The organism is Dactylosporangium siamense, assembly GCF_016862795.1.
Lineage (GTDB): Bacteria > Actinomycetota > Actinomycetes > Mycobacteriales > Micromonosporaceae > Dactylosporangium > Dactylosporangium siamense.
Map to the genome: position 1 here is coordinate 186,505 of NZ_BONQ01000017.1, position 21,111 is coordinate 207,615.

Genomic DNA, 21,111 nt, shown 5'->3' on the forward strand with positions numbered 1-21,111 from the left:
CGCCGGGAGCCTAGTATTTCTTCGCGATCCGTATTAACCCATTTTCATCCCGCGTCGCATGGATCACGATCATCGGGCCACGGCGTACCGGACGACCTGGACGCCGCTCGGGAACGTCGTCGTGGAGCGGTGCTCCAGCGACAGCGGCACGGTGAACAGGGCCGGGCCCTCGGCGATGACGACCGGGTGGACGGCGAGGAGCACCTCGTCGACGACCGGCCACAGCGCCGCGAGCGTGGCGGGGCCGGCGGAGAGGATGACGTCGCCGTCGGTGGTGTGCCGCAGCGCGGCGAGCTGCGGGGCGAGATCCCCGCGCAGGACCGGCGCGTCCCGGAACTCCGGGTCGTTGGTGAAGACGACCTTGCGCATCCCGGCCAGGAGCTCGGCGAACTCGAGGTCCGCGGCACCGATCGCGTCGACGTTGGCGGGGACCTTCCCGGCGGCGACCTGCTCCCACCAGGGGACGATCGCGTCGTAGAGGACGCTGCTCATCGCCCAGGTCCCGGCCTTGCGGTAGCAGTCGTTGATGTGCGCCTGCTCCTGCTCGCCCCACCGGAACGGCTCCCAGAAGGTGCCGCCCGCGGTCGCGATCCGGTGGTCGAGGGTGGTCTGCATGTGCACGACGATCATGAGTGGTCTCCGGTGGGCGTGATGTTCTGGTTCAGGTGGAAGACGTTCGACGGGTCGTAGCGGTCCTTGAGCGCGGTCAGCCGGGCCAGCTTCGCGGGCGGGTACGCGCGGCGCACCCCGGCGGCACCCTCCTCACCCAGGGAGTTGACGTAGACGCCGCCGGCGAACGGCTCGAGCAGCGCCGCCGCGGCCCGGGCACCGTCCCGGCGGGCGTCGTCGTCGGCCGGGTCGGTCCACGAGGAGCCGGCGCCGAACTCGAACATCGTGTCGCGGTGCCCGAACGCCGTGGCGTCCTCGGCCACGTCGGCGATCGCGCCGCCGTACCCCTGCAGGCCGGCGCCGCAGTGCTCACCGGCGGCGATGAACGCGTCGACGGCCGCGTCGGGCATCGACTTCAGGTAGTGGGAGCGGCCGTACCGGCGCAGCGCGTGCCGCCCGTCGGTGTCGTCGCGGCGCTGCAGTTGCAGGTACGACATCGGCATCCGCCGCTCGACGCCACCGTTGGTGAAGGTGGGCCGGTAGCCGGTGTCGGGGCCGGTCCACACGTAGCCGAGGGTGAGCGTGCCCGGGGCCGTCGCCGCGGTGAACGTCGCCTGGCGCGGCGCGGTCAGGTGCTCGTCGCGCCACCGGCGCATCGCCTCGCGCCGCCGGTCGCCGGTGAACGTGCACTCGACGACCAGCGCCTCGGTGCCGGTGTCGTGCAGCGCGAACTCGAACTCCGTCACGATGCCGAAGTTGCCGCCGCCGCCCCGCAGCCCCCAGAACAGCTCCGGGTGCTCATCGGCGCTGACCGTTCTGACGTCCCCGTCGGCCGTGACGAGCTGGTAGGAGACGACGTTGTCGCAGGCCAGGCCGTATCGGCGGGCCAGCCAGCCCATGCCGCCGCCCAGCGTGAGCCCGCCGACACCGGTGTGCGACACGTTGCCCGCGGTGGTCGCGAGGCCGTGCCGCTGGGCGGCCTCGTCGAGGGCGCCGAGCAGCGCGCCGCCCTGCACGCGCGCCCGCCGCCGCGCCGGGTCGACGCTCGCCGCCCCCATCGGGGTCAGGTCGATCATCAGCCCGCCGTCGGTGACGCCGAACCCGGCCGCGCTGTGCCCGCCGCACCGCACCGACACCTCCAGGCCCTGCTCCCGGGCGTCGCGGACGGCGCCGACCACGTCCTGGACCGTCCGGCACCGCACGATCATCGCCGGGCGGCGATCGAACATCGCGTTCCACACCTGCCGGGACCGGTCGTAGTCCTGGTCGCCGGGGCGGAGCACCTCCGCTGTCCCTGTCATCGTCATGCATCGAGCTTCCCGCCGATTGGTCCCTGCGATAAGGTCCGTTTCCATGGCGGGGGAGAAGACCAATTCAGCCGTGGACCTCCTGGTGGAACTCGACCGGGCCGGCGGCGGGCCGCTGCACCGCCAGCTCGAGGCGTCGATCCGGGCCGGCATCCGCAGTGGGCGGCTCGTCCCGGGCAGCGCCCTGCCGCCCAGCCGCGCCCTGGCCGGGTCCCTCGGCGTCTCCCGCGGCGTGGTGGTCACCGCATACGAGCAGCTGACCGCCGAGGGGTACCTGACCAGCCGTTCCGGCGGCTACACCACGATCGCCGCCGGCGCGGCCGGCCGGACCCCGGCCCCGGCGCCGCCCGTCGCACCCGCGGTGACCGTCAACTTCGGCTACGGGCGGACCGACGTCTCGCAGTTCCCGCGCGCCGCCTGGCTCCGCTCGGTCCGCCGGGTCCTGACGACCGCGCCGACGGACCGGTTCGGCTACACCAGCGGGCAGGGCGCCCCGGAGCTGCGGGCCGCCCTCGCCGGATACCTCAACCGGGTCCGCGGCACCGACGCCCACCCCGACACGATCGTGATCTGCGCCGGCTACGCCCAGGCGGCGAACCTGCTGATCCAGGTGCTGGGAGGAACCCGCCTCGCCGTCGAGGACCCGTCCGCGGACGACGACGCCCGCACCCTGGCCGCCGCGGCCGGCATGTCGATCATCGGCGTGCCGGTCGGCCCCGACGGCGTCGACGTCACCGCACTGTCCACCGTGGACGCCGACGCGCTCGTGCTGACCCCGTCGCACCAGTGGCCGACGGGCGGGGTGCTGCCGGCCCCGGCCCGCGCCGCCGTGATCCGCTGGGCGGCGGCCCGCGACGCGCTCGTCGTCGAGGACGACTACGACGCCGAGTACCGCTACGACCGTGCCGCCGTCGGCGCCATGCAGGGGCTGGCCCCGGACCGGGTCGCGTATGTCGGCTCGGCCAGCAAGACCCTGGCGCCGGGGCTCCGGCTCGGCTGGATGGTCCTGCCGCCCCGGCTGGTCGCCCCGGTGGTCGCGGCGAAACTCCTCGCCGACCGCGGCTCACCGGCGATCGACCAGCTCACGTTCGCCGACTTCCTGACCCGCGGCGAGTTCGACCGGCACCTGCGCCGGATGCGACCGCTGTACCGCCGCCGCCGCGACGTGCTGCTCGCCGCGCTGGCCCGGCACCTGCCGCAGCTGCGGCCTTCCGGGATCGCGGCGGGCCAGCACCTGGTCGCGTGGCTGCCGTCGCACCTGTCCGAGGCGGCGGTGGAGTCGGCGGCGCTGGCGCGGGGGGTGGCGGTGTTCGGGGTCGGGCGGTATCGCATCGATCCGGCGGGGGAGCCGGGGCTGCTGTTCGGGTACGGGTCGCTGTCGGAGCGGGCCATCGAGGAGGGTGTGGCGCTGCTCGCCGCTGCCCTCGCCTCGCTGCGCTGAGGTTGCGTGGTCCCGGTCCGTGCCGTCCTGCGGTGATGCCAAGCCCGGTCCGCACTCGCTCCGCACTCGCTCCGCTGCTGCCCACGCCGCGCCACCGCCATCGTGCAGGCCATTCTCGCCCTGCACCGCGTCGAGAGCAGTCGCTACACAGGATGAGGATGGCGCACTGTTGCCGCACGTGGTCTTCGGGGTCGAAAACATGGCCGCGAGCTGACACAGTACGCAGGTGGCCGACGGGTTCGCCGCATCACGCGGCATCCTCGACGAAACCGACTGGCGCGGCTTCGAGAACTGGGACGACATCGCCAAAGGGTGGCCTCCGCTGGACTCGGCCGTCCGGCTTCGAGGGTTGGCATCCGACAACCTGCCACTCGTGGAAGCGGGACTCTGGCACCTCATGCACGACCTGGTGGCAGAGCACCCGAACGTGCACCCGGCAACGGCGCCGGCGGTTCGATATGTGGCCGCGCTCCTGACGGAACCGCTGCCTGACGTTGTGCTCAAGTCCAGCTCGGACAGCAGGCTGCTGCCGTTGCGGGCGCACCTGCTGGCGTGGCTGGAAGCAGCGCTCCGGTCGGTAAATGACGCGAGTGTCCGCCACTTCGTCGAGCTCGCCGGTTTCTCGCCGATCGAGCACCCGGACTCACCATGGCATGCGGTCCGGCAGGTCCGGCCACAGGTGTTCGACGCCGTCGGGCCCGTCCTCGACGCTCTGGACCCCGTAGTGCGTAGATCCGCCCTCGCCGTGGCGGTGATGCTGGTGCAAGATGCAGGGCTCGAAGACCACCGTGAGCGCGTTGCCGCGGGTAGTTCAAGATTGCCGTTCGGGAGCGCTGGCACCGACCGGTCCAGTGATCGATGGTGTTCGTGCTTTGACCGAAGGCGGTGTTGGAGCACCGAATGATGACCGCGCCGCCCTTGCCCCACTCTTATGATCCGGTAGACCTTGTGCAGGTACCAGGTACACAAGGTCTACCGGATCATGAGAAAGCGGCGGCTCAGCTGCAGGCGAGTGCGGGTGCTGGGTTGGAGCCCGAGTACGTGGCCTGGAAGCCGAACGTGGTTGAGCCGCCCGGCGGGATCGTGCCGTTGTAGGACAGGTTGCGGGCGGTCACCGAGGTGCCCGACTGGGTCACCGTGGCGTTCCAGGAGCTGGTGACGCGCTGGTTGCCGCTGAACGTCCAGGCCACCGTCCAGCCGTTCAGCGGGGCGGTGCCGGTGTTGGTCACCTTCACGTCGGCGGTGAAGCCGGTGCCCCAGTCGTTCTTCGTGTACGTGACGGCGCACCTGCCGTTGCCGGGGTTGGGCGGCGGGGAAGACGAGGTCGGCGGCTGGGAGGTCGGCGGCGTGCCGCCCGTGGTGACGGAGAAGCTGTTGACGGCCAGGCCCTGGCCGCCGGTCCACGGCTCGAAGCCGGCCTGGATGCTGGTGAGGTACCAGCTCGTCTGGGCGTAGCCACGGCTCACGGCGTCGTTGAGGAACGTCGCGGGGGCGAAGCTGACCGAGCCGGTGCCCTGGGTCCGCACGTAGGAGATGACGTTCCAGCCGATGTTGCCGAACCAGACGTCCCAGGTGCCGCCCGCGAGGCTCACCGTGGCGACCCGGCTGCCGACGGGCTGCGGGGCGCCGGCGTGGTTCACCCACACCATGATCTCGGCGCCGGTGTTCTGGCCGTCGGTGCGTGGGGTCGGGTCGAACCAGATGTCGTAGGCGGCGTCCCACTGGCCGGAGCCGGGGTAGCTCATGCTGACGCTGGTCTGGATGGTGGCGAACCGGGAGTCGCTGACCCGCAGCGGCAGGATCGTGCCGCTGCTGCAGTTGGTGTAGTGGCAGCCGTAGAACACCGACGGGTACGAGGCCGGCGCCCCGTTGGTCGGCACGTTGTGGTTCGCCTGCGAGATGCTGAAGCCGGTGCTCGTGACGTTGATGCACTGGGTCTGGTCGGTGCCCCAGACGTTGTTCTGCACCACGTACCGTCCGCCCTGGATGGTCGTGGAGCCGTACTTCTCGCAGATCGTGGTGTCGGCGTGCGCGCTGGTCGCGGCGGCCAGGATGGCGGTCCCGGCGGCGGCGACGAGCCCGACGGCGGCGAGCCCCGTGACGAGCACGGAGCGCAGGTGTCTGCTCATGGTCTCTCCCTTCCATCGAGCACCATGAGTGCTGTCCGGTGCGGGAGAGCGGCTCGTGCCGCGTTCAGGCGGGTTTGTTCCGAAAAGTGGGCGAAACTTTCAGGAGGCGGGCCGCGTCCTTGTGCGAGCGGATCCGGATGAACTCGACTTCGGTGCGTTCGGCCGCGGCCCGCGAGTAGCGCTCCCGGTAGACGCGGTGCCGGGTCCACGCCCAGCGCACCACGGACTCCTGCGGGTCGAGCCGGAACACGCTGCTGAGCCGCTCCCGGTTGCCGTTCCACAGCTCCTCGCGGGTGACGCCCCGCCGGATCGTGCGCCACAGGACCTGCCGGATGACGGTGCGCCGGGGCAGGTCGAACCAGATGACGGTGTCGGCGCGCGCCCACACCAGGTCGCGGACGGCGCTGTAGTTGCCGTCGATCACCCAGCCGTCGCCGTCGACGATCGCGCCGACCGTCTTTCGGAACTCGTCGACGCCGATCGGCTCCCAGCCCGGGAGGTGGTGGATCGAGTCCAGCTCCACGAACGGCACCCCGAGCCGGGCCGCCAGCGCCCGGCCGAGGGTTGACTTGCCCGAGCCGGAGTTGCCCACCACCGACACCCGTCGCACCCTGCCGCCCCGTTCTGTGCTCACCGGCGTCAGCAGGTGCTGTGGAACAACCCGCCGACCGCCGTGGACCCGATCAGACTGTTATACAGGTCGATGGCTTCGCGGGTCTCCGCGACGTGCACCTCGACCCCGCGCGCCTCCAGCGCGTCGACCGTGGCGTCCGGCACGCCGAGCTGCTCGTCCATGCCCAGCGACAGCACCACGACCGTGGCGCCGTGCTCGAGGAGCTCCTCGGCGTCGGCGACCTGGATGCCGGGGGAGTGCCGCGTCCCGGTCTCGCCCCAGTCCCACGCCCGGCCGCCGCCCGGCCACACCTTGAGGTCCTTGACCACGCCCAGCCCTTCGACCTCGAGCCGTCCCCAGCTCGCGTCGACGATGCGCGGCGATCGTGCCTCCATGGCGGAAACCTCTCATCCGGTGACGGTCCGATCCCCGAAGGTACGCCGATCGCGCAGATCCGGTTGAACGGCTGAGGAGACGTCCGGGCGCGGCGCGGTACCTTGATCGCTCGGATCGGTGCGTCAGGGAGGATCGGTGCAGGTCACGCCGCTGTCCGGCAGGCTCTGGGTCAGTGTGCTCGGGGACACGACCGCGACCGTTGACGGCGCGTTCGTCGACCTGGGCGGGCGGCGCCAGCGGGCCGTGCTCGCGGTGCTCGTGCTCCACCGGGGTGACGTCGTGCCCACCGACCGGCTGATCGACTGCGTCTGGGGCGACCGGCCACCGGCGAACGCCGCCGGGGCGCTGCAGGCGTACGTGTCGCACCTGCGCCGCAGGCTGGAGCCCGGCGCGACGGCACGGGCGCGTGGCAACGTGATCGCGTCGCGACCGCCCGGATACGCGCTGACGCTGGACACGGAGGCCGTCGACGCGTGGCGCTTCGACCGGTCCATCACCGCGGCGCTCGGCACCGGCGACCACGGCGCACAGCGGGACCTGCTCGAGGCGGCGCTGCGGCTGTGGCAGGGACCGGCCTACGCGGAGTACGCCGACGAGCCGTGGGCGCAGGCCGAGGTGGCGCGCCTCGCCGAGCTGCGCGAGGTCGCCCGGGAGCAGCTGCTCGCGGCCCGGCTCGCGCTGGGCGACAGCGCGCTGCTGGTGCCCGAGCTGGAGCAGCTGGTCGCCGAGGAACCACTGCGGGAGCAGCGCTGGCGGTTGCTGGTCCTGGCCCTGTACCGGGCGCACCGGCAGGGTGACGCCCTGGGTGCGCTGCGGCGGGCCCGGCAGACGCTGTCCGAGCAGCTCGGCGTCGATCCGGGGCCGGCGCTGCGGGCGCTGGAGGCCGAGGTTCTGGCCCAGGCCGAGACCCTGGACGCGCCACCGCGGCCGGGGGCCGCCGGCACAGCTGGGCCGGACGCCCGGGAAGGCGCGCCGCAGCGTCCGGGTGCGCGGGAGGACGGTGCTCCGGGAGAGCACCACGAGGCAGCGGATCGCACCTCCAGGGGAAACTCCTCGCCGGAGGCGGCGACCGGTCCGGGCCGGAACGTGCCGTCGGAGGGATTGCCGGTACCCCCGCGAAAAACGACGGACGAGCACCTGGTGGATCGCGACCAGGAGGTGGCGGACCTGCGGCTCGCGGCCGGCGACGCGTTCGGTGGGGTGCCGAGACTGGCGATGATCGAGGGGCCGGCCGGGATCGGCAAGAGCCGGCTGCTGACCGAGGCGCGGCGGATCGCGGACGGTCACGGGGCGGTGACGCTCACCGCGCGGGGCAGCCAGCTGGAGAAGGAGTTCGGCTTCGGCGTGGTGCGGCAGCTGTTCGAGGCGCTGCTCACCGACCCGGTGGCGCGGGAACGGCTCCTGGCCGGCGCCGCCGCGTCGGCCGCGTCCGTGTTCGACATCGGGCTCGCCGCGGGTGAGCACTCCGAGCGGGGCGATCACACGTTCGCGGCGCTGCACGGGCTCTACTGGCTGACCGCGAACGTCGCCGCGACGCGCCCCCTGACCATCGTGGTGGACGACCTGCAGTGGTGCGACACGGGTTCGCTGCGGTTCCTGGCGTACCTGGTGCGCCGGCTCGACGGGCTGCCGGTGCTGCTCGTGGCGACGCTGCGCACCGGTGAGCAGTACGACGACGACGCGCTGATCTCGGAGCTGCAGCTCGACCCGGCGACCACCCCGGTGCGGCCCGGTCCGTTGAGCGCCGCCGGCGTCGCCGACCTCGTGCGGGAGCGGCTCGGCGACGAGGCCGAACCCCGGTTCGTCGCCGCGTGCCACCGGACCACGTCCGGCAACCCGCTGCTGCTGCGGCAGCTGCTGCGGGCCCTGGAGACCAACGACGTCCGGCCCACCGACGCGCACGCCGGCACGGTGACCGCGATCGGCTCGCGGGCCGTGTCCAGCATGGTCCTCATCCGGCTGCGGCGGATGCCGGCGGCGAGCACCGCCGTCGCCCGGGCGATCGCGGTCCTCGGCGACGGTGCGGGCCTGCCCACGATCGCGGCCCTCGCCGGTGTCGACGAGCCGGCCGCGGCGGCGGCGGTCGCCGCCCTCGCGCGGGCCGAGGTGGTGCGGCACGAGTACCCGGTCGGGTTCGTCCACCCGCTCGTGCGCGACGCGGTCTACCAGGACCTGCCGCCCGGCGAGCGGCAGCTGCACCACGAGCGGGCGGCCCGGGTCCTCAGCGGGCTGTCGGCGGCGCCGGAGCAGGTCGCCGCGCACCTGCTGCAGATGCCCGAACGCGCCGACCAGTGGGTCGTCGACGTGCTGCGGGCCGCGGCCGACACGGCGCTGCACCGCGGCGCGCCCGACGGTGCCGCCGCCTACCTGCGCCGCGCCCTGGCCGAGCCGCCCGTGCCGCAGCAGCGACCGGCGGTGCTGCTGCAGCTGGGGCAGGTCGAGACGCTCAACGACGGCCCGGCGGCGATCGCGCACCTGCGGGCCGCGTACGACGATCCGGTCACCGACCCGGCGACGTTCGCGGCGGTGTCCCGGATGCTCATCCACACGCTGATCTTCACCGGGCCCGAGGGCAACGCGCCGGAGTTCGCGCGCCGGGCGTCGGCGCGCCTGGACGCGTCGTTCACCGACGAGCGGCAGGGCATGCAGGCCCTGGAGCGCATCGCCGGGTACATGTACAGCGGCGCCCCCGACGCGTTCCCGGCGGACACCCCGGAGGTCTCCGGCGACGGGCTCGGCGCCCGGATGCTCGCCGTGTGCCACGCCTGGCAGGCCTTCGTCAACGGCGAGCGGCGCGGCGAGGCGGTGCGGCTGGCCCGCTTCGCCCTGGCCGACGGGATCCTGCTGCGCGGCGATCCCGGGCTCTTCTGGGTCATCGCGGGCGTGGTGCTCGAGGAGGCCGACGAGGACGCCGGCACGCTGTGGGACGACGGGCTGAAGCTCGGGCACACCCGCGGGTCGCTGTTCACCGTCCTCGCCGCGCACCTGTGGCGCGGGTGGCGGGAATGGCAGCGGGGTGACCTGCCGGAGGCGTGCACGTCCCTCGTCGCCGCCAACGAGCAGAGCCTGCGCTGGGGTGGCGTGCCCGCGATCGGCATCTCCTACGGCGAGGCGTACCTGGTGCGGGCCCTCGTCGACCGCGGCGAGGTGGGCGAGGCCAGGGCGTTCGTCGAGGAGCACGGCAGCCGCCCGCGCGTCGGCGACGGCATCCGGCTGTTCAACCAGGCCTCGGCGACGCTGCTGATGGCGGAGGGGCAGCATGAGCGGGCCCTGTCCCTGCTGGGCACCGGCCACTCCGGCAATCCGATGTGGTTCGAGGAGCGTGGCCTGCGCGCCTCGGCGCTGGCGGCGCTGGGGCGCACCGACGAGGCGGTGGCACTGGCGTTGTCCGATATTTCGGATGTACGGCGTTGGGGTACGCCGCGCGGGGTCGGGCGTGCCCTGCGGGTCCTGGGCGAGCTGCGCCGGGACCGGGCCGACCTCGCCGCCGCCGTCGAGACCCTGGCCGGCACGCAGGCCCGGCTCGAGCACGCGCGGGCGCTGTTCGCCCTCGGCGACCTCGACCGCGACGCACCGATGCTCCGCGACGCGTTGCGGCTCGCCGAGGAGTGCGGGGCGGCGCCGCTGCGGTCCCAGGTCGCCGCCGCCCTCGCCGGGCTCGGCGAACAGGTCCCGGCCCAGCCGTCGGCGTCGCTGACCACCGGCGAGCGCCGCATCGCCTCCCTCGCCGTGGGCGGCGCCGACGACCGCGACATCGCCCAGGCGCTGTTCCTGACCCCGCACACGGTGAGCGACACCCTCGCCGCGATCCGCCGCAAACTCGGCGTCACCACCCTCGCCGAGCTGCGGGCGCACGTCTGACTCAGGTCTCTCGCAAGTTGGATCCAAGGGCGTTGCCGCAGCTTGTAGCGCATGACCACTGTTGCGAACACACTGCGCGGCCTCTGCGGCGGCGCGCTCCACCTTCCCGGTGACCCGGGCTACGACACCGCACGGACCCCGTGGAACGTCGCGGTCGACCAGCGGCCGGCGGCGGTCGCGTACCCCGCCGACGCCGCCGAGGTCGCCGCCGTCGTCCGCGCCGCGGCCGGCGCCGGGCTGCGGGTCGCGGCGCAGGGCACCGGCCACAACGCGGGCCCGCTGGGCCCCCTCGACGACGTGGTCCTGCTGCGCACGTCCGCGATGACCGGCGTCACCGTCACCGGCCGCACCGCCCGGGTCGAGGCCGGCGCCCTGTGGATCGACGTGGTCGAGCAGGCCACCCCGCACGGGCTCGCCGCGCTGCACGGCTCGTCGCCGGACGTCGGCGTCGTCGGGTACTCCCTCGGCGGCGGCATGGGCTGGTACTCCCGCGCCCTGGGCCTGCAGGCGAACGCCCTCACCGCGGCCGAGCTGGTCACCGCCGACGGCACGCTGGTGCGCGTCGACGCCGACCACGAGCCGGAGCTGTTCTGGGCCCTGCGCGGCGGCGGCGGCAACTTCGGCGTCGTCACCGCCGTCGAGTTCGACCTGTTCCCGATCAGGACCGCGTACGCCGGCCTGCTCGCCTGGGACTGGCAGGAGGCCGCCCGGGTCCTGCCGGCGTGGCTGGACTGGGCCGCGACCGCACCCGACGAGGTGACCACCGCCCTGCGGCTGCTGCAGCTGCCGCCGCTGCCGCAGCTCCCGCCGGCGCTGCAGGGCCGCCAGCTGCTCGTCGTCGACGGCGCCGTCCTGGGCGGTTCGGACGTCCTCGCGCCGCTGCGGGCGCTCAGACCGTTCCTCGACACGTTCGCCGACGTGCCGGCCGCCTCGCTGATCCGGCTGCACCTGGACCCGGAAGGCCCGACCCCGACGGTGTCGAGGACGGCGCTGCTGGGTGACCTGTCCGGGGCGGCGGTCGACGCGCTGCTCGCGGCGGCCGGCCCGGACTCCGGCACGTCGCTGCTGGTCCCCGCCGAACTGCGGCAGCTCGGTGGAGCGCTGGGCCGGCCCGCCCCTGGCGGCGGCGCGCTGTCGTCCGTCGACGGGGCGTTCGCGCTGTTCTCCTGCGGGATCGCGGCCACGCCTGAGATGGGTCGGGCGGCTGCCGCCGACGCCGGCCGGGTCGTGTCGGCGCTCGCGCCGTGGGCGACGGGTTCGCAGTACCTCAACTTCGCCGAGGTGCCGGTCGCGGCGGAGACCGCGTTCGAGCCGGCCACCCTGCGGCGGCTGCGGGCGGTCCGGGCCGGGGTGGACCCGTCGGGGCTGTTCGTCGCCAACCACGCCATCTGAACTTCGCGGACCGGCATCCTGCGCGCGGGGTGCCGGTCATCGCGGCGGGTTAGCGTGCCGGCGTGGCACTCCCGATGCTGGCCGCGAAGCGGCCACTGCCCGCCCAGGTGGCGGTGTACGCGTTCGTGACGGTGCCGTTCCTGGCCCTCGTCGCCGCGGTCCCGTTGGCCTGGGGCTGGGGCCTCAGCTGGCTCGACGTCGCCCTCGCGGCGGCCTTCTACACCGCGACGTGCCTCGGCACAACGGTCGGCTTCCACCGGTACTTCACCCACGGCGCGTTCAAGGCCCGCCGGTCGCTGCGGATCGGCCTCGCCGTCGCCGGCAGCATGGCGGTGCAGGGGCCGATCCTGCACTGGGTCGCCGACCACCGCCGGCACCACGCGTTCGCCGACAAGGAGGGCGACCCGCACTCGCCGTGGCTGTTCGGCACGGGTCCCGCCGCGCTCGCCCGCGGGTTCTGGCACGCCCACCTCGGCTGGGTCCTCGACCGGGACCTGACCAACCAGCGGCGCTTCGCCCCGGACCTCCTCGCCGACCGCGACATCCGGCTGGTGCACCGGCTCTTCGGGCCGCTGACGGTGCTGACCCTGCTGCTCCCGGCCGTCATCGGCGGCCTCGCGACCTGGACCTGGTGGGGCGCGGCGACCGCGTTCTTCTGGGCCGGTCTGGTCCGGGTCACCGCCCTGCACCACGTCACCTGGTCGGTGAACAGCGTCTGCCACATGATCGGCGAGCGGCCGTTCGCGGCCCGGGACCGGTCCGCGAACTTCTGGCCCCTCGCCGTGCTCAGCATGGGCGAGTCGTGGCACAACCTGCACCACGCCGACCCGACCAGCGCCCGGCACGGCGTCCTGCCCGGGCAGATCGACATCTCGGCGTGGCTGATCCGGCGCTTCGAACGGGCCGGCTGGGCGTGGGACGTGCGCTGGCCCACCCCGGAGCGGCTGGCCCGGCTGGCGGCCGGCTAGAGATTGAGCTGTTACAGGTAGACGTCCAGGCGGCCGCTGAACATGCCGTTGCCCTGCACCAGCCGCGCCTGGGCGGCGGCGTCGGTGGCCCGGTCGAGCTGCAGCCGGTTTTCCTCCGCCCGCTGCCGCAGCTGGTCCTCCAGGCGCGCCTGGTCCTGGATGCGCTGCTGGTCGTCGAGGCGCTGCTGGTCCTGCACCCGCTGCTGCTGGATGCGGTACTGGTCGTCCTGGGACTGCTGCACGTCGTCGGCGCGGCGCTGGTCCTGGCGGACGAGGTCCTGGCGGACCGACTGCTGGTCCTCGACCCGGCGCTGGTCCTGCAGGCGCTGCTCCTGCTGCCGGTCCTGGGTCCGCTGGTCGTCCAGGCGCTGCTGGGCCACCAGGTCGGTCTGGCGCTGCTGTTGCACCTGGGTGGCCGTGGTGGCCGTGATGCCCGTGGTGGTGGCTGCTACCGGTGTGATCGACATCGCGCATCCCCGTCCTGCGACCCGATTACTCTCCGCATGCTCCTGACGACTCCACGTTACCCGTCATGATCGCCGCCCACCAGCCCGGTGCCCAGTGTTCCCCGTGTGTTCCATGAGGTGCGGCGGGATCGAGGGCCGTGCAACCGCTTGCCTGACCGTAGGCTGGGATTCGCGAGACGCCGGTCACGTTCTGGAATCGTTGCTGTGCGTGGCGGTTGACTCGTAGTGTCACGGCGGCAGTCCGAGGAGAGGCGCGCATCCATGCCCAGCGAGAACGGCACGATCGGCGAGCACGTCACCATCCCGCAGGAGTCCGACGACCGGCAGGCCCCACCGGCGACGGTCGTCATCTTCGGTGCCTCCGGAGACCTGACGCGGCGCAAGCTGATCCCCGCGATCGAGAGCCTGGCCCGGCACAACCGGCTCACCGAGCGGTTCGCCGTCGTCGGCGTCGCCCGGACCCCGATGGACGACGACCAGTTCATCCACGCGGTGCTCGGCGACCGGGGCCTGTCGGGCATGCCGCAACTGGCCGGCGCGGTGCGGTACATCTCCGGCGGCTACGACGACCCGGAGACGTACAAGCGCCTGGCCACCGTGCTCGACGAGCTGGACCACCAGCGCGGCACCGCGGGCAACCGGATCTTCTACCTGTCGACCCCCGCCGAGGCGTTCCCGCTCGTCATCAACGGCCTCGCCGGCGCCGGCCTGCACCAGTCCCGCGAGGACTCCTTCGCCCGCCTCGTGATCGAGAAGCCCTACGGGCACAACGAGGCCAGCGCCAAGCAGCTCGACGCCACCGTGCACGCCGCCTTCGACGAGTCGCAGGTCTTCCGCATCGACCACTACCTGGGCAAGGACACCGTCCAGAACGTGCTGGCGCTGCGCTTCGCCAACGCCATCTTCCAGCCGATCTGGGACCGCACCTGGGTCGACCACGTGCAGATCACCGTCGCGGAGACCCTCGGCGTCGGCACCCGCGGCAGCTTCTACGAGCACGCCGGCGCGATGCGCGACATCGTGCAGAACCACGTGCTGCAGGTCCTCGCCCTCGCGCTGATGGAGCCGCCCGCGTCGTTCAGCGCCGAGGCGGTCCGCAACGAGAAGGTCAAGCTCCTCCAGGCGATCCGCCTGCCCAGCGGCCGCGCGATCGACGACATCGCGGTGCGCGGGCAGTACACCCGCGGCGGCTCCCGCTCCGAGCTCATGGCCGGCTACCGCGAGGAGCCCGGCGTCGACCCCCTGTCGCGCACCGAGACCTACGCGGCGCTGCGCCTGGACGTCGACAACTGGCGCTGGGCCGGCGTGCCGTTCTACGTCCGCACCGGCAAGCGCCTGCCGAGCCGGGTCACCGAGGTCGCTCTGCAGTTCCAGCGCCCGCCGCACCTGCCGATCCCCAACCGGCAGCTGACCGAGCTGCAGCCCGACGCCCTCATCCTGCGCATCCAGCCCGACGAGGGCATCGCCCTGCGCTTCGGCGCGAAGGTCCCGGGCCACTCGTTCCGGGTCCGCTCCGCGAGCATGGACTTCTCCTACGACAAGACCTTCCGCGAGGAGTCCCCCGAGGCCTACGAGCGGCTCCTGCTCGACGCCCTGATCGGCGACACCACGCTGTTCATCCGCTCCGACGAGGTCGAGCAGTGCTGGCGGATCGTCGACCCGATCCTGGAGCGCTGGGCCGAGGACACCGGCCCGATCCCGACCTACGAGGCCGCCTCCTGGGGCCCGACGGAGGCGAACCGCCTCATCGAGCGCAGCGGCCGCGCCTGGCGCAACACGGTCGCCTGACCGGCCGCGTCAGGTCTCCAGGTCGAACGCGACCGTGATCGCTCTGGCGAGTGCCTGCTCCTGATCGGGGAGCAGGTATCCCACCAGGGGACCGAGCGCATCACGGTCCACGGTTTCGATGTTGTCGCAGGACACCACCGATGGCCTGTCGAGGCCGTTCTGGGGGCCGACCGGCACCTCCGTGAGAAGGCCGCGGATCCTTGTCGTGATCGGTGCGATGGTCACCGATCGCATATGCGGTCGGATCCGTTCCCGGGTGAGAACGAGGACCGGACGCGGCTTGTCTGTCTGCGCCAGGCGGATCTGCCGCATCAGTCGATGTCCAGCGGCCGCCGGGCAGCGGCCCACGCATGGAAGTCGGCGAACTCGTCCGACTGGTCCGCCGCGTAGATCCGTGCGTCATGCTCCGCGTCCTGATGTCTCTTGTCGCGTTTGAGTGCGCGCAGCACGACCGCCGCGCGACTGGTCGCGGTGCCGTCGGCGATCTCCTGGTCGATGTACTTCACGATGTCGTCCGGCAACCGCACGGCAATCTGTGTCGTCATACCACGATGGTACCGATCTGGGATGCAGTCCGGTGTCGTCATGCGGCGATATTAGCCCTATGGCCACTAGGCTGCAAGTCGTGATTCAGGGCCAGCGGGTGGCGTTGGCCTCGGTGAGGATGCCGGGGCGGTCCAGGACGACGCAGAAGGTGACGCCGGCCGGGTCGCGCATGACCCACCAGCGGTCCTGACGCTCGACCCGGGTCGCGCCGAGCGCCTCCAGGCGGGCCACCTCGGCGTCGAGGTCGTCGGTGTGGATGTCGACGTGCACGCGCGGCCCGCCGTCGCCGAGCTGCTGGGCGAGCAGCACCAGGTCGTGGTGCGGGATCAGTGCCCCGTGGAACTCCGGATACCGGCCGACCTGTTCCAGCGGGGCGCCGAGGGCACCCCGCCAGAAGGTCACCGTCGCGTCGTGGTCGGCGGCGGGCACGTCCAGGACGATCGTGTAGAGCCTGCTGAGATGAGCCACGCCGCAGAATGTACCGGCCGCTACACGGCCAGGATGATCGATGTGGGCAGGGCCGGGGCGCCGTCGACCGGGGCCGGGTCCTCGGGTGTCGGGGCGACCCCGCCGGCGGCGATCCGGTCCAGGGTGTGCAGGCCCAGCGGCCGGACCTGGCCGAAGATCGTGTAGTTGGGCCGCAGCGCCGAGTCGGCGAAGACGAGGAAGAACTGGCTGCCGTTGGTGTCCGGGCCGGCGTTGGCCATGGCGAGGACGCCGCGGGCGTACACCTTGCGCGCGCCCGTCGGGTCGGTCGGCGCCGGCGGCAGGTTCGTGGGCAGCTCGTCCTTGTAGCGGTACCCCGGGCCGCCCTCGCCGGTGCCGGACGGGTCGCCGCACTGCAGGACCTTCAGCGTCGGATACGTCGTCAGCCGGTGGCACACGGTGCGGTGGTAGAAGCCGTGCCGGGTCAGGTGCAGGAAGCTCTGCACCGTGCAGGGCGCCTGCGCCCGGTCCAGGGTCAGCGGGATGAGGCCCAGGTTGGTGACCAGCGTGACGGTGACCGTGCCCCGCGACGGGGTGTGCCGCGGATCCCTGGGCAGTGGCACCGGCCGGACCGCGGGATCGTCCGGTGTCGGCGTGTACGCGCACGGCCCGCCGGTGGGAACGGGCTCGCCGGACGCCTGCGCGGGCGTGGCGGCGAACGCCGAGGTGGCGATCAGGGCGAGCACGACCACGGCGACACGAGTTCGGACCACGATGTCCTCCATCGAAGATTAGGAATCTCAAAGGTCTAACGGATATCGATGTCTGGCGTCAAGACCCGTTTTCGACGTTTGCGGTGGAACGGTGGTATAGCAACGGTCCTGCCCCTTCCTGTTGTTCACCTCTTGCATGTCCGGCGTGCGCGCGTGGCCGCGCCTGTTGGTCATGCGCCGTCCCGAACGTGTGTCCCAGTGGGTGGGCGTTCCTGGCGGGCGAGGGAGCAGCGGGTGCACCAATCGAGGTTCGTCTTCTTAGCACTGGCCGGGGCGGCCGCCGATGACGGCACGGTCGCCGCGGCCACCACCTGGATGCTGGTGTCGCCGAACAACCGGCCGCTGGGCAGAGCGGCACGGACGTTCGACACCTACGGCGCGTGCCGGGACGCGGTGCTGCGCCTGCAGGCCGGGTTCGCCGCGGTGCGCAGCACCGTCGCCGCCGTGGAGTCCAACGGGCAGTGGGTCTGGCGGGCGGAGGTCGACGGCGCGACCGTCGGCATGTCCAGCCGTTCCTACCTGCGCGCCCGGGAATGCCACTACAACCTGGAACGCTTCCTGGAAGCCGTGCCGGCGGCGCTCGTGGTGGCCGGCACCCGCAGCGTCCGAGGCGGTCACCGCATGGCGTTCAACGCCACCGGCGATCTGGCGGCCCTTCCGCCGAGCCCGGCGCCGTGGGGCGCCCGGGCCCCGTACGCCGACCGCCCCCGCCACGGGGATCGCGGCGCGCGGGCCCGGGGCGCCCACCCGCTGTCCCCGGCACCCGGCAGCCCGACGGCGTGACCGGCGCGCGGTCACCGTCGGTACACCGGTTCGGCACTCGGTGAATCTCACCCGACAAGGGTGGCTGGCATCGATGTAGGTTTCCGGGCATGGACGTGTTCCTGCTGTGGCACGTGCACCATGCGGGCCCTGACCACCGTGACACCGACGGCGAGCTGAGCTGGGACGAGGCGGACGGCGACGACGTGAAGATCCTCGGGGTCTATTCGACCGAGGAGCGGGCCCGGGAGCGCATCGCGCGGGCGCGTGAGCTTCCGGGGTTCTCCGACGAGCCGGACTGCTTCCTCATCGCGGCCTCCGTCGTCGACGACGACCAGTGGACGGAGGGGTTCGTCACCGTGACGGACTGAGCGGCTCGAGCCGTAGCAGGGCCGGTTCCGGGACCGGCCCGCGCAGCTGGCGGCCGACGGCGGTGGCCCAGCCGAGGTGCCATTCGTCGGCGTCGGCGTGGAAGGCGGCGCGCAGCTCGAACCAGTGCAGCCCCGGGTGCCGGTGGTGCACGCTGTGCAGGTTGAACGCGAGGACGAACAGCTCTAGCGGCCGCGGCAGCCGCAGGTTCATCGCGTCCAGGGGACGTTCGAGCCGGGTCCGGTAGTGGTAGGCGTTGTCGGCGAGGGACACCAGCAGCGCCCGGCCACCGACGGCGGCGGCGAGCATCCACGCGTGCCGCCCGTAGCCGGCCACGGCGGCGGCGTAGGTCGCCACGACGGCGAGCGCCTCGACCCGAAACCGGCGCAGCGTGTCGCGCCGGGAGACCCGGTCGAGGAGCAGGCCGGTGACGGAGTCCAGGGAGTCGGTGTGGCGCACCAGCCACCGCCACCCGGCGGCGGGCACGGCGGCGAGGACCACCGACGCGGCCTCCACGAGGTAGAGGCCGCCGAGCAGGCGCGGGTAGTAGCCGCGCGCCGCGGCGAGCCACGTGGTGACGGCCGGGTCGTAGACCTCGGTCCGCTCGCGGCGGGTCCGGCTGTAGCGGTGGTGCAGCAGGTGCCCGACCTTCAGCAGCGCGAACGGCGCGCCGTAGCCGGTGGCCAGGACCCGGGCGAGGCGGTCGTTCCAGCGGCGGTCGCGCAGCAGGGTCCCGTGGATCCCCTCGTGGATGAGCGACCACAGCGGGACGGTGGTGAGCACGACCGGCACCAGCAGCCAGCCCCAGCGCGGGTCGGCGGGCAGCAGCCACACCGGCAGGATCAGCAGTTGCAGCACGAGCGTGCCGGCGGCGGCGGTGGTCAGTACCCCCGAGATCAATGTCTGACGGGCAGCCATGCCCGCAAGGTAACTCCCGTGCGGGTCGCCCGGGAGAACTCAGCCTGAACTGCGGCGGACGGTCAGCGAGGTCGGGAAGGTGCCGTGCCAGCCGGCGCCGACCTCGCCGGCGAGCAGGGCCCGGGTCGCGGCGGCCGCCATCTCCTCGACGGGCTGGCGCACCGACGTCAGCGGCGGGGTGGTGCACGCGGCGATGAGGCTGTCGTCGAAGGCGATGACCGCGACGTCCTCCGGCACCCGCCGGCCGGCCGCGGCGAGGACCTGCAGCGCCCCGGAGGCCATCAGGTCGCAGGCGACGAACAGCGCGTCGAGATCCGGGTGCTCCGCCAGCAGCTGCCGGGTGGTGGCGGCGCCGGTCTCCCGGTTGAACTCGCCACCCTCGCCGGTGATCGGCTCGAGGCCGGCGTCGTGGATCGCGGCGAGATACCCGGCCCGCCGGTCGACGGCGTCGCTGATGTGCGCCGGCCCCGGGACGGCCGCGATCCGCTTGCGCCCGTTGCGGTGCAGGAGCCGGACCGCCTCATACGCCCCCGTGGTGTTGTCCGGCACGATCGACGGCACCGGCTCGGCGGTGCGGCCCATCGACACGACCCGCGGGCAGACGGCGTGGAAGTCCGCGGCGAGCGCGGGCGGCACGTTGACGAGGATCGCGCCCACGCTGGCCGAGTGCGCGACCCGGTCGAGCAGCCGGGACGCCTCGGCCAGCCCGACGACGTGCACCCGCATCTGCGCCTCGGAGTGCCGCAGCCCCTCGACGATCCCGGCGACGACCCGCCCGTAGTAGGGGTTGGTGCCGAAGCACGTCGGCTCGTCGTCGACGACGATCAGCTCGACGACGTCGCCGTGCCCGCGGGCCAGGGCCCGGGCGACCGGGTCGGGCCGGTAGCCGAGCTGCTCGACGGCCCGCCGCACCTGCTCACGGACCTCCTCCGCGACGCGCGAGTTGCCGTTGATGACCCGCGAGACGGTGGCCCTGGAGAACCCGGCGACCTGCGCGACGTCGTCAAGGGTTGGCCGTTTGTGTTGCATCACGTGAGTTTATGGTCTTCCCGGAAGGCATTGCGAATCCCGCTCACGAACAGTGCGGGCCGCTCAGCCGCCAGGAAGTGCCCGCCGGTGCCCGCGTGCGCGACCCGGGTCAGCCGCGGATACGCGCGGCGCAGCCACTCCTCCGGCGGCACCGGCAGCCACGGCTCGTCGGTCACCAGCACCGGCGCGGGCACCTGGATCACCTCCCGCGGCCCCGGCGGCGACAGTGCATAGAGCCGGGTCGAACTGCGATGGTGTCGGTCAGCCAGTACAGCATCACGTTGGTCAGCATCAGGTCGGCGCCCGGAGGGGACGCGGGGTCGCTCCAGCGACGCGCTCCTCCTGGAGCACCGGGTGACCCCGGCCCTCGCCGCCTTTCCCGTGATCCGGAAGACCCGGTGCGCCCCTGGGTGCTCGAGGTCTTCCGGATCACAGCAGTGAAACGGGCCGAGGGCGGACGGCGCTGGCAGGATTGGGTCATGATCATGCCGCTGTTGGAGGTCATCGCCCTTGATGCCGCAGATGCCCGGAATGCGTGTGACGGTGGTGCGGACCGGGTCGAACTGGTCAGCGACATGGCCGCGGCGGGGCTGAGCCCGGCGCCGGCGACCGTTGCCGCCGTGCGCGCGGCGGTCGACCTGCCGGTGCGGGTGATGCTGCGGTCCCGGGCGGACTTCGCGGCGGGTGACCTCGACGCCCTGCGGCGCACCGCGCAGGAGCTGCGGTCCGCCGGGGGTGACCAGTTCGTCCTCGGGTTCCTGGACCGCAACGGCGACGTCGACCTGCCGGCGGTCCGCACGGTGGTCGACGCCCTGGACGGCGCGCCGTGGACGTTTCACCGCGCGATCGACCACGCCGGCGACCGGGCCGCCGTGTGGGCGGCGCTCGCCGGGTTGCCCGGGCTCGACACGGTGCTCACCGCCGGTGCCCCGGCAGGGCTTTCCGAAGGGCTCGCCACGGTCCTGGGCGAGGCGTCGGCGAGCGGCCCGCGGCTGCTGGTCGGGGGTGGGCTGCGCGACGAGCACATCGCGCCGTTGCGTGCGGCCGGGGTGACCGCGTTCCACTCCGGCGCCGCCGTCCGGCGGGACCGGGACTGGGACAACCCCGTCGACCCGGCCCTCGTGCACCGGCTCCGGTCGAGCCTCACGGACTAAGGCGCGTTTGGTAAGTGGATGCCGGGCTGCGGCGGACCCAGACGCCGCCTGGAACCACGCCGGTCACACCCGGATACAACCCCGGCATCCGGCCGCGCCCGGCGCGGCCCCAGCCGACGTCTGGGCCTCGCCTCGCTCCGACCCCACTTACCAAACACGCCTT

The 21,111-nt window shown here is 73.0% G+C and carries 22 protein-coding genes and 1 pseudogene; 10 read left to right on the forward strand and 13 right to left on the reverse strand.

Annotation, left to right across the window (positions count from 1 at the left end; translation table 11 throughout):
- Nucleotides 1-69: 69 nt before the first annotated feature.
- Both Dsi01nite_RS04685 and Dsi01nite_RS04690 read right to left on the reverse strand, forming a co-directional pair.
- Entirely contained in the window at nucleotides 70-630 is a 561-nt protein-coding gene (locus Dsi01nite_RS04685) for a dihydrofolate reductase family protein (RefSeq protein ID WP_203844747.1), read from the reverse strand.
- A complete protein-coding gene (locus Dsi01nite_RS04690; protein WP_203844748.1) occupies nucleotides 627-1,916 on the reverse strand; it encodes an FAD-binding oxidoreductase in 1,290 nt (429 codons plus the stop codon). Before Dsi01nite_RS04690 ends, Dsi01nite_RS04685 begins: the two co-directional genes overlap by 4 nt.
- 73 nt (nucleotides 1,917-1,989) lie before the next feature.
- On the opposite strand from Dsi01nite_RS04690, the gene pdxR reads away from it, so the two are divergent.
- The 3 genes and pseudogenes from pdxR to Dsi01nite_RS04705 all read left to right on the forward strand — a co-directional run bounded on the left by pdxR (nucleotide 1,990) and on the right by Dsi01nite_RS04705 (nucleotide 4,261).
- On the forward strand, nucleotides 1,990-3,357 hold the full coding sequence (pdxR, locus tag Dsi01nite_RS04695) for a MocR-like pyridoxine biosynthesis transcription factor PdxR (RefSeq protein WP_239135681.1): 1,368 nt from the start codon (nucleotides 1,990-1,992) through the stop codon (nucleotides 3,355-3,357).
- A gap of 63 nt (nucleotides 3,358-3,420) precedes the next feature.
- A pseudogene (locus Dsi01nite_RS04700) lies at nucleotides 3,421-3,513 on the forward strand (IS5/IS1182 family transposase); the annotation flags it as partial.
- A 70-nt stretch (nucleotides 3,514-3,583) separates the two neighbouring features.
- Nucleotides 3,584-4,261 (forward strand): hypothetical protein, encoded by a 678-nt coding sequence (locus Dsi01nite_RS04705; protein WP_203844750.1) that lies wholly within the window; start codon nucleotides 3,584-3,586, stop codon nucleotides 4,259-4,261.
- Nucleotides 4,262-4,355: 94 nt separating this feature from the next.
- Here Dsi01nite_RS04705 and Dsi01nite_RS04710 read toward each other — a convergent pair whose 3' ends face one another.
- The 3 genes from Dsi01nite_RS04710 to Dsi01nite_RS04720 form a co-directional block, all read right to left on the reverse strand.
- The gene (locus tag Dsi01nite_RS04710) at nucleotides 4,356-5,486 is read right to left on the reverse strand and encodes a glycoside hydrolase family 12 protein (protein ID WP_203844751.1); all 1,131 of its coding nucleotides are present in this window, start codon (nucleotides 5,484-5,486) and stop codon (nucleotides 4,356-4,358) included.
- 64 nt (nucleotides 5,487-5,550) lie between these two features.
- Nucleotides 5,551-6,120 (reverse strand): shikimate kinase, encoded by a 570-nt coding sequence (locus Dsi01nite_RS04715; RefSeq protein WP_239135682.1) that lies wholly within the window; start codon nucleotides 6,118-6,120, stop codon nucleotides 5,551-5,553.
- Between the two features lie 5 nt (nucleotides 6,121-6,125).
- On the reverse strand, nucleotides 6,126-6,494 hold the full coding sequence (locus tag Dsi01nite_RS04720; RefSeq protein ID WP_203844752.1) for an Mth938-like domain-containing protein: 369 nt from the start codon (nucleotides 6,492-6,494) through the stop codon (nucleotides 6,126-6,128).
- Nucleotides 6,495-6,630: 136 nt separating this feature from the next.
- Here Dsi01nite_RS04720 and Dsi01nite_RS04725 point away from each other — a divergent pair, with 136 nt between their 5' ends.
- The 3 genes from Dsi01nite_RS04725 to Dsi01nite_RS04735 all read left to right on the forward strand — a co-directional run bounded on the left by Dsi01nite_RS04725 (nucleotide 6,631) and on the right by Dsi01nite_RS04735 (nucleotide 12,716).
- Nucleotides 6,631-10,356, forward strand: a complete 3,726-nt coding sequence (locus Dsi01nite_RS04725; RefSeq protein ID WP_203844753.1) for an ATP-binding protein — start codon at nucleotides 6,631-6,633, stop codon at nucleotides 10,354-10,356.
- Nucleotides 10,357-10,407: 51 nt separating this feature from the next.
- Nucleotides 10,408-11,748: an FAD-binding oxidoreductase gene (locus Dsi01nite_RS04730; protein WP_203844754.1), complete on the forward strand. Its 1,341-nt coding sequence runs from the start codon at nucleotides 10,408-10,410 to the stop codon at nucleotides 11,746-11,748.
- Nucleotides 11,749-11,822: 74 nt separating this feature from the next.
- A complete protein-coding gene (locus Dsi01nite_RS04735; protein WP_203844850.1) occupies nucleotides 11,823-12,716 on the forward strand; it encodes an acyl-CoA desaturase in 894 nt (297 codons plus the stop codon).
- Nucleotides 12,717-12,727: 11 nt separating this feature from the next.
- Here the strand turns inward: Dsi01nite_RS04735 and Dsi01nite_RS04740 are convergent, their stop codons facing one another.
- Nucleotides 12,728-13,183, reverse strand: coding sequence for a hypothetical protein (locus Dsi01nite_RS04740; RefSeq protein WP_203844755.1), 456 nt, complete (start codon nucleotides 13,181-13,183; stop codon nucleotides 12,728-12,730).
- 261 nt (nucleotides 13,184-13,444) lie between these two features.
- On the opposite strand from Dsi01nite_RS04740, the gene zwf reads away from it, so the two are divergent.
- A complete protein-coding gene (gene zwf, locus Dsi01nite_RS04745; protein ID WP_203844756.1) occupies nucleotides 13,445-14,971 on the forward strand; it encodes a glucose-6-phosphate dehydrogenase in 1,527 nt (508 codons plus the stop codon).
- Between the two features lie 9 nt (nucleotides 14,972-14,980).
- Here zwf and Dsi01nite_RS04750 read toward each other — a convergent pair whose 3' ends face one another.
- From Dsi01nite_RS04750 to Dsi01nite_RS04765, 4 genes are all read right to left on the reverse strand, one after another.
- Nucleotides 14,981-15,283 (reverse strand): type II toxin-antitoxin system PemK/MazF family toxin, encoded by a 303-nt coding sequence (locus Dsi01nite_RS04750; RefSeq protein WP_203844757.1) that lies wholly within the window; start codon nucleotides 15,281-15,283, stop codon nucleotides 14,981-14,983.
- Nucleotides 15,283-15,516: a hypothetical protein gene (locus tag Dsi01nite_RS04755; RefSeq protein WP_203844758.1), complete on the reverse strand. Its 234-nt coding sequence runs from the start codon at nucleotides 15,514-15,516 to the stop codon at nucleotides 15,283-15,285. The genes Dsi01nite_RS04750 and Dsi01nite_RS04755 overlap by 1 nt, the downstream gene beginning before the upstream one ends.
- A gap of 85 nt (nucleotides 15,517-15,601) precedes the next feature.
- The gene (locus tag Dsi01nite_RS04760) at nucleotides 15,602-15,985 is read right to left on the reverse strand and encodes a VOC family protein (protein ID WP_239135683.1); all 384 of its coding nucleotides are present in this window, start codon (nucleotides 15,983-15,985) and stop codon (nucleotides 15,602-15,604) included.
- Between the two features lie 20 nt (nucleotides 15,986-16,005).
- The gene (locus Dsi01nite_RS04765; RefSeq protein ID WP_239135684.1) at nucleotides 16,006-16,716 is read right to left on the reverse strand and encodes a peptidylprolyl isomerase; all 711 of its coding nucleotides are present in this window, start codon (nucleotides 16,714-16,716) and stop codon (nucleotides 16,006-16,008) included.
- A 234-nt stretch (nucleotides 16,717-16,950) separates the two neighbouring features.
- Here Dsi01nite_RS04765 and Dsi01nite_RS04770 point away from each other — a divergent pair, with 234 nt between their 5' ends.
- Both Dsi01nite_RS04770 and Dsi01nite_RS04775 read left to right on the forward strand, forming a co-directional pair.
- Nucleotides 16,951-17,499: a hypothetical protein gene (locus Dsi01nite_RS04770; protein WP_203844760.1), complete on the forward strand. Its 549-nt coding sequence runs from the start codon at nucleotides 16,951-16,953 to the stop codon at nucleotides 17,497-17,499.
- Between the two features lie 89 nt (nucleotides 17,500-17,588).
- Nucleotides 17,589-17,849, forward strand: a complete 261-nt coding sequence (locus Dsi01nite_RS04775; protein ID WP_203844761.1) for a DUF7336 domain-containing protein — start codon at nucleotides 17,589-17,591, stop codon at nucleotides 17,847-17,849.
- On the opposite strand, the gene Dsi01nite_RS04780 is transcribed toward Dsi01nite_RS04775, so the two are convergent.
- The 3 genes from Dsi01nite_RS04780 to Dsi01nite_RS04790 are packed head-to-tail and all read right to left on the reverse strand — an operon-like array spanning nucleotide 17,833 to nucleotide 19,988.
- On the reverse strand, nucleotides 17,833-18,765 hold the full coding sequence (locus tag Dsi01nite_RS04780; protein WP_203844762.1) for a fatty acid desaturase: 933 nt from the start codon (nucleotides 18,763-18,765) through the stop codon (nucleotides 17,833-17,835). The two genes, Dsi01nite_RS04775 and Dsi01nite_RS04780, sit on opposite strands and share 17 nt — an antisense overlap.
- A gap of 39 nt (nucleotides 18,766-18,804) precedes the next feature.
- Nucleotides 18,805-19,794 (reverse strand): LacI family DNA-binding transcriptional regulator, encoded by a 990-nt coding sequence (locus tag Dsi01nite_RS04785; RefSeq protein WP_203844763.1) that lies wholly within the window; start codon nucleotides 19,792-19,794, stop codon nucleotides 18,805-18,807.
- Entirely contained in the window at nucleotides 19,794-19,988 is a 195-nt protein-coding gene (locus Dsi01nite_RS04790; RefSeq protein ID WP_203844764.1) for an alpha/beta fold hydrolase family protein, read from the reverse strand. The genes Dsi01nite_RS04785 and Dsi01nite_RS04790 overlap by 1 nt, the downstream gene beginning before the upstream one ends.
- 285 nt (nucleotides 19,989-20,273) lie before the next feature.
- Here Dsi01nite_RS04790 and Dsi01nite_RS04795 point away from each other — a divergent pair, with 285 nt between their 5' ends.
- On the forward strand, nucleotides 20,274-20,948 hold the full coding sequence (locus Dsi01nite_RS04795) for a copper homeostasis protein CutC (protein ID WP_203844765.1): 675 nt from the start codon (nucleotides 20,274-20,276) through the stop codon (nucleotides 20,946-20,948).
- The last annotated feature ends 163 nt before the right edge of the window (nucleotides 20,949-21,111 follow it).